A 14,851-nucleotide genomic window follows, 5' to 3' on the forward strand; every position below is an offset into this window, starting at 1 on the left:
TCTGTGCGGGTGAAACTCATGTTTAAAAGACACTACGGAATTAATGCCTCTTTAATTGCTCAAGAACGGCGGTTAATGTTTGATGCCGCTGCACTGGTTACCGCTGAAGCAGTCAGTGATCAAACTGAAAGTAGCGACGCAACTGATACTGCCCAGTCATCTGATGCGGACCAACAACTATCCACCGAAGCATTAGTCGCAGCCCTTGCCACTGGTGAATCAAATCGTAATGAAATATACGTAATAGATGGCTCAGTTGAGAATCAAGAACAATTATTGGCCTCTATTCCAGCCTCTGCGAGCGTTTATATTCTCGTCCCCAATCAAGATGGCATTGAACAGCTAACCACACTTTTAGCCAGTAGTGACTCCATTGATGCCCTGCACCTTATTTCTCATGGCAGTGAAGGCACGGTTCAGCTCGGTTCAACGTTATTAACCAGTGATAACCTAGAGGATTACCAGGCGGAATTTGCTCAGCTAGCAACTCTTTTTGCCGATGACGCTGACATTTTGCTCTATGGCTGTGACGTGGGTGCCGAGGAAGGATTAGCCTTATTAAGTGGATTGGCCGCAGCGCTTGATGTTGATATTGCAAGCTCGGATGACATCACCGGTATCTCTGGCGACTGGGAACTTGAAGTTCAACTTGGTGCTATTCAAACCACCACTTTTACCGCAGAGCAGTGGCAATCTGATTTATTGCTTGGCGATCTCATTAATACAACACCGGTGGCGCTCCCCGACATTGCTATTGTTGATGAAGATGGCTCGACCATTATTAATGTGCTCGCCAATGACATCGATTTAGATGGCGATGCGATTCATGTCACCTCTGCGACAGCATTGTTTGGAACAGTGACCATCAATGCAAACAACACCCTCACCTATACGCCAACTTTTAATTTTTTCGGCGTGGACACCATCACTTACACCATCGCTGACGAGCATGGTTTACTTGGTGTGCCATCAACAGTGGTGGTTACCGTCAACCCGGTAAACGACATTATTATGGCGGTGCTTCCCACTATTGATGTCTTTGATGAAGATGAACCGCTTATTTTTGCCGAGGCGCTTGGCACAGCCATCAGCATTGGCGATATTGACGGCTCAATTGCCGAAGTCACGTTATCAGTACCCGTTGGAACTTTAACCCTTGCCCAAACCACCGGACTCACAATCAGTCAAGGTGATGGTGTGAATGATAGTAACTTAACCATGTCTGGCAGCATTGCTGATATTAACGCAGCCCTGGATGGTTTAGTCTATACCCCGGATGCCGATTACAACGGACCGGTGACATTAACGATTGGTTTAACCGACACGTTAATGGACTTGCCTATCACTCTTGAGTTACCACTGGGAATTAGTGCCGTAGCAGATATTGTTGATGATGTGATCACTGTCGATAAAGATGAACCGACCAGCTTCAATGTCCTTGCCAATGATACCTTTGAAAACGTCAATCGAGTAGTCGATAGCTACACCGCCCCGTCACACGGAACTGTCATCATTGATGCTGCTGGTAACGCGATTTATACCCCAGATGATGGATTTACCGGCACCGATGCATTTACCTATACCGTACTCTCAAATGGTACTTATGAAACCGCAACTGTCACCATTGATATTGAAAACCCACCAGATGCCAGCGATGACACAGCCACTACTGACGAAGATACGCCAGTAACCATCGATGTGCTTAGCAATGATAGTGATTTAGATGGTGACAGCCTGAGTGTCACGAGTGCAGTTGCTGCCAATGGCTCTGTTGTTATTAATGCCGATGGCACCCTTACTTACTCGCCCGACAACAACTTTAATGGCTCAGATACCATCACTTACACGATTACTGATGGCAACGGTAACACGGCCAGTGCCAGTGTTGTTGTAACCGTCAATCCAGTCAATGATGCCCCAACGGCTGTTGATCAAAGCGTGACAACAGATGAAGATACGCCCATTACAGTTGATGTGATTAGCAGTGCAACTGATGTGGATGGCAACAGTTTATCAACTATAAGTGCCATTGCCACAAACGGCACTGTCGCTATCAATGCCGATGGCACACTCACCTACACGCCAAACGCTAACTTTAATGGCTCGGATACGATCACTTACACAATAAGCGATGGTAACGGTGGCACCGCGTCTGCAACCGTTGCAGTCACCATCAATGCTGTAAACGATGCTCCAACCGCAACAGATTCCACCGCCAGTACCGATGAAGATACGCCGGTCACTTTGGCAGTTTTGGATAATGCCTCGGATGTCGAAGGCGACACGGTAACCGTCACCAATGCTTCAGCTACAAACGGCACGGTTACGATCAACGCTGATGGCACCATTACTTATACGCCAAATGTCAATTTTAATGGCACGGATACCATCACCTACACCATCAGTGATGGCAACGGCGGCACAACCACGGCAACAGTCACAGTTACGGTTAATGCTGTCAATGACGCGCCGCAAAGCGCTGATGAAACAGTCACTACAGATGAAGATACCCCGGTCACTATCAATGTACTTAGCAATGATAACGATGTCGATGGCGATGTCTTGTCAGTCACTTCAGCGAGTGCGACGCATGGTTCTGTTTTAATCAATGCCGATGGCACTCTTACCTACACGCCAGAACCAGATTTTAATGGCAGTGATACGATAACTTATACTGTGAGTGACACATCTGGCTTAACCAGCACGGCAGAAGTCTCTATTTCTGTCGCCGCCGTAAGTGATGCGGTTGATGATGACAGCACCACGCTTGAAGACCAACCAAGTATCTTCAACGTGTTTGATAACGATCTCTTTACCAGCACAGATTTAACACTTGATAGCTACACTCAACCAGCCAATGGCACATTGGTGATTGACAGCAACGGTCTGGCTACTTACACCCCAGATCTACATTTTGTGGGAACCGACAGTTTTACCTATACCGTTATCGCAAATGGTATTGCTGAAACCGCGACAGTCACCATTGATGTCACAGCCGATGAGCCTCCCGAAATTAGTGCTCAGCAAGAGACTCTCGCCCAAAGCAGCGGTCAAACTGAATTTAGTCTGGCCAATGGCAACGCAATCGTCATTACTGATGACAGCCCATTGGTTATTGTCACTCTTGATGCAGGCAGTGACACTATTACTTTGACCAATACCACTGATATTACCGTTATTTTGGGACAATCCAGTGGTGATAATCAGTTAATTATTACAGGTAGTGTCGATGCTATTAATCAAGCGTTAGAAGGATTGATAGTTAATCATGGCTCAACGCCAGCCTCCCTTACGATTGAAGTTTCCGATGGCCACAGTTTCGATGGTTGGCAAATCGATATCGTTGATAGCTTAACGGGAGACAACAATAGCCATAATTATTTTATTCCCGCTTCATTTAACCCATTGCTCACCGGCGAATACAGCGATTCAGCCTATGTCGTCTCCACTTCTACTCCTTCACACGGAGAAGTGGTTATCTCTGATAGTGGCGAAATTAGTTATATTCCCGATGTGAAATATCGTGGTAGCGATACCTTCACTTACACCATTAATGACAATGGTCAGCTCATAACCAAAGAAGTGGTCGTGTATGTCGGTAACAATAAAATGCCAGGCGAAGGCGGCGATATCGATTACGATGCACTGAATTTATGGATTCAAAGCCGCAATGCTAATTCCACTGCTTATGGCGCAACGGATATTGTGATTCCTGAAGATTTCTCCTTTTCACTCAGTGGATTACCCGATCTTAATGAAGCTGATTTTGAAGCACTAGACGTTGACTCATTTAGCGCTCTTCATGGCAACTTGACACTCAATGCCGATGGCTCCATTAGCTATGAAGCAGACCCTGACTATAATGGCCCTGAGACTCTCAGCTATACCTTAATAGCAACAACTGAACTTCAAGAGTCAGGCTCGATTTCCTCAATTATCAATCGCGGTAATGCACCTTTACCCAATGTCAGTGTTTCTTGGACACTAAGCGATACCGATACAGGCCATAGTGTGGTGCAATTAACTGGCTCAGCAACTAACTTAGATGCAGTTTTAGGCGGGTTGGTTAAACTTCCAGATTTGAACTCTAATATTCCCATAACCATTCAGTTAGAGCTAAATGAGCTGCTGCAATTAGAGTCTATTCTTGTTTCAGTGGATGTGACTGTCGGTGAGGTGACTGATGCAATTGATGATATTGCATCCACATCAGCCAATATCTCAACCACATTTAATATCTTAGCGAACGATACATTTAGCGACCCTGATGCAACTATTACTGCTGTTACCAGCCCCGCGAATGGTCAAATTAGCGTTGATAGTGATGGCAATGTGACCTATCAACCGGATCTTGGATTTTCTGGCACCGATTCATTTACCTACAGCATTAGTGCTGGCGGCAGTATTGAAACGGCTACAGTTGTCGTCACAGTCAGCGCGAACAGTGACCCCATCGCCGGAGTACTTGATTCACAAACCGCTTTTGACAATGCCTATGTGTTGATTAGTACCGCTCAAGCATTTGTTGATGCTGACATCTTTGATGTTTTAACCTATTCAACAACGGATCTGCCAGATGGCTTAACGATTGACCCAACAACAGGCGTAATAACAGGCCAACTCTCTAATGATGCATCCACTGCCGTGGCAAACGGCGAATATACCATCACCGTTACGGCAACTGATTTAAGTGGCGCGGCATCTTCAGCAAGCTTTACCCTAACAGCTCAAAATATTGCACCGGTTGCCAGCGCATCGGTTGTCTTAGGCCAAGAAGATCAATCGCTGACTATCGATGCGTTAGCCAACGTACTCGATGCAGATAACGACACATTAACCCTACAAAGTGCCAGCGCAGTTAATGGCACGATTTCAATCAACGTCGATGGCTCTATTACTTATACGCCAGATGCCAACTATTACGGCACAGACACAATTACTTACACGGTTAGCGATAGTGATGGTGACCAAACCACTGGAACAATCACTGTCACCTTAGCTCCGGTTACAGATCTTCCAACTATCACATTGCCAAGCATTGACCTGTTAGATGAAGATACTCCACTGATTTTTGCTAATCTGTTAGGCCAACAGATCTCCGTTGGAGATGTTGATGGTGCAGTTCTAGATATTCGGCTATCCGTCCCTGTTGGAGCGATTTCACTAACCCAAACAGCAGGCTTAGATATCAGTGAAGGCGATAGTAGCGGCGATTCAACACTGCGTTTTTCAGGTACTGTGGCTGATATCAATGCAGCTTTAAATAGCCTCATTTACACCCCTGGCGAAGATTACAATGGCAATGTTGACCTAAGTATTGAATTAGGCCAATTAAGCCAACTACTCTCAGTCAACGCCACATTACCAATTGGCATTGCAGCAGTGGTCGATATCACAGACGATAACGTCACTATCGACGAAGATCAAAGTGCTAGTTTTAACGTTTTAGATAATGACACTTTTGAAAACAGTGGCCGCTATGTCGATAGTTATACATCGGCATCATATGGAACAGTCACCATCAATGCTCAAGGCGATGTTATTTACACACCACTTAGTGATTATTCAGGGACAGATTCATTTACCTATACGGTCTACTCCAACGGCACATATGAAACAGCAACCGTCACTATCACAATTAACCCAGTAAACGATGCCCCGATAGGAGTCGATGACTCAGCCACAACGGATGAAGACACCCCAGTTACCATTGATGTTCTAGCAAATGACAGCGACCCTGAATCAGATAGTCTAACCGTCAATAGTGCCAGCGCTAGCAATGGTGTGGTTAGTTTTAATGCCGATGGCACCATCACCTACACACCGAACGCCAACTTTAATGGCTCGGATACCATCATCTATACGGTGAGCGATGGCAATGGCGGCAGCACTACAGCAACCGTGGCAGTGACTGTTAATGCGGTGAACGATGCTCCAACAGCAACGGATTCAACAGCGACTACCGATGAAGATACGCCAGTCACTTTGTCGGTTCTGGATAATGCCTCCGATGTCGAAGGTGACACTTTAAGCGTCACCACAGCATCCGCGACTAACGGCACAGTCACCATCAACGCCGATGGCACCATCACTTATACGCCGAACGCCAACTTTAATGGCAGTGATACCATTACTTACACCGTCAGTGATGGTAACGGCGGCACGACCACCGCAACCGTTGCGGTGACCGTCAATGCGGTGAACGATGCGCCAACTGCTGTGGATTCAACAGCGACTACCGATGAAGATACACCTATTACGTTGTCGGTTTTGGATAATGCCTCGGATGTCGAAGGTGACACTTTAAGCGTCACCACCGCATCCGCGACTAACGGCACAGTCACCATCAATGCCGATGGCACCATCACTTATACGCCAAATGCCAATTTTAATGGCTCAGATACCATCACTTACACGGTGAGTGATGGCAATGGCGGCACGACCACAGCAACGGTTGCAGTCACCGTCAATGCCGTGAATGATGCGCCAACAGCAACGGATTCAACGGCCAGCACCGATGAAGATACACCAGTTACGTTGTCGGTATTAGATAATGCCTCCGATGTCGAAGGTGACACTTTAAGCGTCACCACCGCATCCGCGACTAACGGCACAGTCACCATTAACGCCGATGGCACCATTACTTATACGCCAAATGCGAATTTCAATGGCTCGGATACCATCACCTACACGGTGAGTGATGGCAATAGCGGCAGCACCACAGCAACCGTGGCAGTGACTGTCAATGCGGTGAACGATGCGCCAACGGCCAATAACGACATAACGCAAACCGATGAAGATACGCCAGTCACCATTGATGTTCTTGCCAATGATGTGGATGTTGACGGCGATACATTAACAGTTACCAGCGCCACGGCATCCTCAGGAGTGATCACAATAAATGCTGATAATACAATCACCTATACACCAAACCCTAATTTTAATGGCACCGATACAGTAATTTATACCATAAGCGATGGCAATGGCGGGACAGCACAGGCCACTTTGCAAATTGATGTTGAGCCAGTCAATGACAGCCCTATCGTCACCTCAAGCTCAGCACAAACAGACGAAGATACCGCAATTACGATTGATGCTTTAGCTAATGCAAGTGATGTTGAAGGCGATTCGCTATCAATTAGTGCAGCTAGTGCGAGTAATGGCACAGTTAGCGTTAATCCAGACGGAACACTGACCTATACACCTAACGCTAACTTTTATGGCTCTGACACCATCAATTACACCGTCACAGACACTCAAGGAGCCACAACTACAGCAACGATAGCCATCACTGTAAATGCCGTAAATGATGCACCGATTGCCGCTGATGACATCGCAACAACAAATGAAGATACAGCGGTGACAATGAATGTACTCGACAATGACACAGACCCAGATGGCGATTCATTGACGATTACTCAGGCAACCGCTTCTTCAGGAACTGTCCAGATCAATGCTGATGGCACATTAACATATACCCCAAACAACAATTTTTATGGCTCCGATACCATCAATTACACCATCACAGATGCTAACGGAGCGACAAGCACAGCAACGGTTGCAATCACAGTTAATCCAGTTAACGATACGCCTGACGGCATCGATGACAGTGCAATAACAGCTGAAGACACTCCCGTTACGATTGATGTTTTAGCCAATGATACAGATGTAGAAAACGACGAACTAAGTGTCACTCATGTAAGCGCCGCTAATGGCAATGTAGTGATCAATGCCGATGGCACCATCACTTATACGCCGAATACCAATTTTAATGGCAACGACACCATCAGCTATACGCTAACTGACGCTAATGGTGCCAGTAGCACTGCGATTGTGGCTGTGACCGTCACTGCGCTAAATGATGAGCCGTCTGCCGTGGATGATACGGCGATAACCGACGAAGACGTGCCCGTTAACATTGATGTGTTAGCCAATGACAGTGATGTAGACGGCGATGATCTCGTCATCATCCAAGCTGATGCCGATAATGGCTCGATTGTCATTGAAACCGATGGAACGCTTACTTACACACCAGATGCTAATTTTAATGGCTTCGACACCATCACTTACACCATAAGTGATGGCCAAGGGGGCACGAGTACAGCAAGTGTTAGTGTTGTCGTAAATGCCGTCAATGATGGCCCCGGAGCCAATAATGATATTGCCACGACAACTGAAGATACAGCCGTTACCATTGATGTCCTAACCAATGATACCAGCGATGATGGAGGTCCATTATCCATCACGTCTGCTAGCGCTGATAATGGTGATGTAGTGATTAATGCTGATGGCACCATCACCTATACGCCATACATTAACTTTAACGGCTCAGATACCATTACTTATTCGGTTTCTGACAGCAGTAATAACACCAGCCCTGCAGTTGTTATGGTTAATGTAACACCTGTAAATGACGCGCCTATCGCAGGTGATGATAGTGCAACGACCGACGAAGATACTCCAGTCACCATCAATGTGTTAGCCAATGATTCTGATGTAGAAAACGACGAACTAAGCATCATTGGAGCAGATGCACTAAATGGTAGTGTACAAATTAGTGCCGATGGCACCATTACTTATACGCCAAATGCTAACTTTAATGGCTCGGACACCATCACTTACACCATCAGTGATGGTAATGGTGGTACCACCACAGCAACCGTTGCAGTGACTGTCAATGCCGTAAATGATGCGCCAACCGCGGTGGATTCAACAGCGACTACCGATGAAGATACACCAGTTACTTTGTCGGTATTGGATAACGCAACGGATGTCGAAGGCGACACCTTAACCGTCACTACCGCTTCGGCCACTAATGGCACAGTGACAATTAACGCCGATGGCACTATTACTTATACGCCAAATGCCAATTTTAATGGCAGTGATACCATCACCTACACGGTCAGTGATGGCAATGACGGAACAACAACGGCCACGGTCGCTGTGACCGTCAATGCCGTGAATGATGCTCCCACAGCTAACGATGACACGGCAATAACAGATGAAGATACACCGATTGTTATCAACGTACTTGATAATGATAGCGATACGGATGGTGATCCTCTTAGCGTAACCCAAGCGAGTGCGACCAACGGCAACGTTATTATCAATGCGGATGGCACCCTTACTTACACACCGAATGCCAATTTTAACGGCACTGATACCATTAGTTATACAATTCGTGACAGCAGTGGCGCTACTAGTTCAGCCACAGTTGCTGTGACTGTCAATGCAATAAACGATGCTCCAATTACGCATCATGATACGGCAGTCACTCAAGAAGATACGTCCATCAGCTTAGATGTTTTGGCAAATGATAGCGATATAGAAGGTGATACGCTGGCCGTCACCACCGTCTCGGCGACTAACGGCACAGTCACCATTAATGCCGATGGAACGATCACCTACACACCGAATGCGAATTTTAATGGCAGTGATACCATCACTTACACGGTGAGCGATGGCAATGGTGGATCAACAACTGCTACGGTCGCAGTGACCGTCAATGCGGTAAACGATGCACCAACTGCTGTGGATTCAACGGCGAGTACGGACGAAGATGTCCCGGTTACTTTGTCGGTCCTCGATAATGCAACGGATATCGAAGGTGACACGTTAACCGTGACCACCGCTTCGGCGACTAATGGCGCGGTTACGATCAATGCCGATGGCACCATTACTTATACGCCGAATGCGAACTTTAATGGCTCGGATACCATTACTTACACGGTGAGCGATGGCAATGGGGGCACCACCACAGCAACCGTGGCTGTGACTGTCAATGCCGTGAATGATGCGCCAACGGCGACAGATTCAACCGCCAGCACAGATGAAGATACACCTGTCACTTTAGCGGTGTTGGATAATGCCTCCGATGTCGAAGGCGATACGTTAACGGTAACCACCGCTTCGGCGACTAATGGCACAGTCACGATCAACGCCGATGGCACCCTTACTTATACACCGAACGCCAATTTTAGTGACAGTGATACGATCACCTACACGGTGAGCGATGGCAATGGCGGTATCACCACAGCCACGGTAGCAGTCACCGTCAATGCGGTGAATGATGCACCAACCGCTGTGGATTCAACGGCTAGCACGGATGAAGATACACCGATCACGTTGTCGGTATTAGATAATGCCTCCGATGTTGAAGGCGATACGTTAACGGTGACCACCGCCTCGGCCACTAATGGCACTGTTACTATCAATGCCGATGGCACCATCACCTACACTCCGGACGCCAACTTTAATGGCTCAGATACCATCACTTACACAGTCAGCGATGGTAATGGTGGTACCACCACAGTTACAGTTGCGGTCAGCGTCAATGCGGTGAACGATGCGCCAACCGCTGTGGATTCAACGGCCAGCACTGATGAAGACACGCCGGTCACGTTGTCGGTATTGGATAATGCAACGGACGTCGAAGGCGATACCTTAACCGTGACCACCGTTTCGGCGACTAATGGTACAGTGACGATTAATGCCGATGGCACTATTACTTATACACCAAATACTAACTTTAATGGCTCGGATACCATCACTTACACCGTCAGTGATGGTAATGGCGGTACCACCACCGCAACCGTTGCAGTCACCGTCAATGCCATAAACGATGCGCCAACAGCAACGGATTCAATGGCAAGCACGGATGAAGATACGCCGGTTACTTTAGCAGTCCTCAATAATGCAACGGACGTCGAAGGCGATACCTTAACGATCACGGCTGCATCCGCGACTAACGGCACTGTTGCTATCAATGCTGATGGCACGATCACCTACACACCGAACACCAACTTTAATGGCAGTGATACCATTACCTATACCGTCAGTGATGGCAATGGCAGCACCACCACAGCAACCGTTGCAGTCAGCGTCAATGCGGTGAACGATGCCCCAACCGCGACGGATTCAACGGCCAGCACGGATGAAGACACGCCAGTTACTTTGTCGGTCCTCGATAATGCAACGGGTGTCGAAGATGACACATTAACCGTCACCACCGCATCCGCGACTAACGGCACAGTATCGATCAACGCTGATGGCACTATCACCTACATACCGAACGCCAACTTTAATGGTAGTGACACAATCATCTACACAGTCAGTGATGGCAACGGCAGCAGCACTACAGCAACCGTTGCGGTCACTGTTACTGCGGTGAATGATGCCCCAACCGCGACGGATTCAACGGCCAGTACGGATGAAGATACGCCCGTCACTTTGTCGGTATTAGATAATGCCTCCGATGTCGAAGATGATACCTTAACCGTCACCACCGCCTCGGCCACTAATGGCGCGGTTACGATCAATGCCGATGGCACTATTACTTATACGCCGAATGCAAACTTTAATGGTTCGGACACCATTACTTACACCGTCAGTGATGGTAACGGCGGCACCACCACATCCACGGTCGCGGTCACCGTCAATGCAATAAACAATGCGCCCGAGCTCACGAGTGCACTCGATCTAGTCAGTACCGAGCAAGGAAGCTCTATCAATATTGATGTGCTTAGCCAAGTAACGGATGCTGATGGAGATTCATTGAATGTGGCTCAGGTGAGCGCTGAAAATGGCACCGTGACAATCAATGCCGATGGCACCATCACCTATACACCAGATCCATTGTTTAATGGCACAGAAACGATAACAGTTACAGTAACCGATACAAATGGTGGCGAACTCGTATTTACTCAAACAATCACGGTATTGCCCGTCGATCTGCCGACTCAAACAATCAGTGCAACCATTATTTCTGGTGGAACACTGAGTGTAAATGTACCAGCCAATGCAGTTGGGATGGACACCTCAAACCTAAGTGTTGTCAATCTGCAATCCGAGCAAGGTAGCGTACAGTTATCCGATTCTGTGATCATTTTTACTCACAACAGTAACTTAACCAGCAATCAAGCAGTTATCAGCTACACTGTAACTGATGGGGTGAATGCAAGAAATGTCAATGTATTGATTAATGTTCTACCGGTGCAATCGCAAAATACTGAACTTAATAATTTGTTGGCCAATATTGACCAGAATCGATTGTTAAGTGGGTTTAACAATGCATTTGCTGAGCTGTCTCAATCGTCTGATATCAATACATTTGAGCCAGTCTTACTTGATGCAATTAATGCCATTAAACGCTTAGGTGGTACCACCAGCCTAGAGCAAAGCTTACTGGATGCAGGATTTGCCGCAAGTACATCGGCATTGAATACTCAGGAAAATGTGGTCAATCAGTCTATTGGTAACCTGTATGACCAACAACAACAGCAATTTCGGATTGAACAATTAGGCGAACAAACTAGCACACCTAACACGATACAATTAGAACAAGGACTTCAGGGATTGTCGTTAAATGAACAGTCTACAGGGGCTCCCTTAACGCTGGCACAGCAATTTGAACAATTAGATCAACAGCAGCAAAGGGAGATAATCGAACTGATAAAAGCATTAAGTTGATGATGAGAAACCATTGTTGGATTATTTTGATGGCCGGATTATTAACCAGTTGCGCGGTAAAAATCAAACCTATCGATTTTGATAGAAATGCTTTTGTAGAGAACCATCATATCGACGAGATTATTAAAAATCAGGCACCTGTTGAGGGCCCGATATCACTTTATGATGCCATGGCTCGGGCGCTTAAATATAACTTGGATCAGAAAATTGAATATGCCCAGCAAGAGTATCGAGAAAAACAAGTTGCCCTTGACCGCATCGGCATGTTCCCTAACGCCATTATTAACATTGCCCGCACCAGTCGCAATAATGACTCAGGCTCCAGTAGCCGCTCTTTAATCACTGGCGAGCAATCGCTGCAAACATCCACCTCTAGTGAACGCCAAACTAATACGGGCGATCTTAGCGTAAGCTGGGATATTTTGGATTTTGGTTTTGCTTACATTCAAAGTAAACAAGATTTAGATGAACAGATGATCGCCGAAGAACGTCGGCGTAAAGTCACCACCCGAATCTTAGAAGATGTGCGCACTGCCTATTGGCGAGCAGTAAGTGCAGACCGCACCCATCGCAAACTAGCAAAGCTTGAAGCGCTGGCACAGAAATCCTTATACCAAGCAGAACAACTCGAAAATCGCCGCCAAGTTTCTCCGATTAAAGTTCTCAATTTCCAGCGAGACTTACTGCGAATTCAATCGAATGTACAACGGATGCAGCGGGAATTAATTTTAGCCAAAAACCAGCTGGCAGCACTGATGAATATGCGCCCCAATACTCGTTTCTCTTTGCAACTACCAGATCGAACAGACATTGTTCCAGAACTTCCAGGTTCGGCTGAACAGATGATTTTACTTGGGCTTAAATATCGACCAGAGCTGCGTGAATCGACCTATCGGGAGCGAATCAATCGAGAAGAAATAAACAAACAACTCGTTGCCTCACTGCCCAGCGTAAAGGCCATATTAGGTCTTAATTATGACTCAAACAATTATTTATATAATAATCAGTGGGTCACAGGGTCAGCACAAATCAGCTGGAATTTGATGAATGTGTTTCGCTATCCCAGACAAAAAGCCGTTCTAAAAGCTGAAGGCAAAGTAATTAAAGCTCAGGAACATGCGCTGTCGATGGCAATCATGACTCAGGTTTATATCGCTCGAGCTCGCTTTATTCGTCTCTCACACGAACTTAATACCATTCGCCGCGGCTACGATGTGCAAGAGCGTATTTTGCAACTGACAGAAGCAGGTTACCAAGTCAAACAAATTAGCCAACAAGAGCTAATTCGTGAACGAATGAACTCCATATTAGAAGAGGTTCGCTATGACACTGCTTATGCAGATTTACAAAATGCTTATGCAAACCTCTATGCATCAATGGGCATTGATAGCTTCTCATTAAAAATCACGCCCAAAACAAAACTCAGCAACATATCGCGAGCTCTTAAACAATATTGGACCGAGGACATGCTAGTCTTACCCAATATGAAGCCTCCTAAAATAATTGAAACAGATGAATATCATGATCATAACCAAACAGGGCAAGAGGAAGATAACTAATGAATCGATATCAATGCTCTGTTGGCGCTATGTTAATCGCTCTATTGGCCTTGCCCGTTCAAAGCCAGACATTACAGGCGCGTGGGATATTGCGCTCTTTGCACCAAGCGACCTTATCTTCAGAGTTGGCAGCACAAATCCAGGCTATTCCTTACAAAGAAGGGATGAAATTTAAACGCGGTAATACTCTCATTCAGTTTGACTGTTCACTGCCCCGCTCTGAGCTTACAGCGGCTCAAGAACAGGTTAAAATTAAACAAAGTGTACTTCAGGCAAATCAAGAGCTAAGCCAGTTTGAATCGATTGGTCAGCTTGATTTACTGCGCTCTCAAGCTGAATTTGACCAAGCTAAGGCCGAGGCAAATAGCCAATCGATTCGTGTTCAACACTGTCAAATTACCGCCCCATTTACCGGAATGGTACAAAAGCTGTTTGTCGCACCATTTGAAGTTGCCTCTGCAGGTCAAGAGTTAGTCTCTATCGTCGACCCACAATCATTACAGATTAACTTACTCGTTCCTTCTGATTGGCTTAATTGGGTGAAGTTAAACCAAAGCTTTGCATTTAGTGTTGATGAAACAAAAACTACCATTCATGCCAAAATCCAACGAATTTTGCCGCAGGTCGATGCAGTGAGTAAAACCGTTCACTTAATTGGTGCTATCGATAACCAACAATCGCTGGAGAAACTGCGCCCCGGGATGAGCGGACTTGCCTCATTTGAAATAAATGAGAAAAAATGACGACAGTCTCTTTTTGGGTAGTTCTTCACGCTGAATTTGCTCACTCATCTATACTTTTGAAATATCAAGTATTAGGGAGAA

The 14,851-nt window shown here is 46.3% G+C and carries 3 protein-coding genes; all 3 read left to right on the top strand.

Annotated features, from left to right (window positions below; all coding sequences use genetic code 11):
* The first annotated feature begins 18 nt into the window (after window positions 1–18).
* The 3 genes from ABTQ23_RS07255 to ABTQ23_RS07265 are packed head-to-tail and all read left to right on the top strand — an operon-like array spanning window position 19 to window position 14,770.
* On the top strand, window positions 19–12,468 hold the full coding sequence (locus ABTQ23_RS07255) for an Ig-like domain-containing protein (RefSeq protein ID WP_408615010.1): 12,450 nt from the start codon (window positions 19–21) through the stop codon (window positions 12,466–12,468).
* Complete coding sequence (locus ABTQ23_RS07260; protein ID WP_408615011.1) at window positions 12,468–14,027, top strand: TolC family protein; 1,560 nt, start codon at window positions 12,468–12,470, stop codon at window positions 14,025–14,027. The genes ABTQ23_RS07255 and ABTQ23_RS07260 overlap by 1 nt, the downstream gene beginning before the upstream one ends.
* Window positions 14,027–14,770, top strand: a complete 744-nt coding sequence (locus tag ABTQ23_RS07265) for an efflux RND transporter periplasmic adaptor subunit (RefSeq protein WP_408615012.1) — start codon at window positions 14,027–14,029, stop codon at window positions 14,768–14,770. The genes ABTQ23_RS07260 and ABTQ23_RS07265 overlap by 1 nt, the downstream gene beginning before the upstream one ends.
* Window positions 14,771–14,851 lie beyond the last annotated feature (81 nt).

The sequence above is a fragment of the Celerinatantimonas sediminis genome (assembly GCF_046054195.1).
Taxonomy (GTDB): domain Bacteria; phylum Pseudomonadota; class Gammaproteobacteria; order Enterobacterales; family Celerinatantimonadaceae; genus Celerinatantimonas.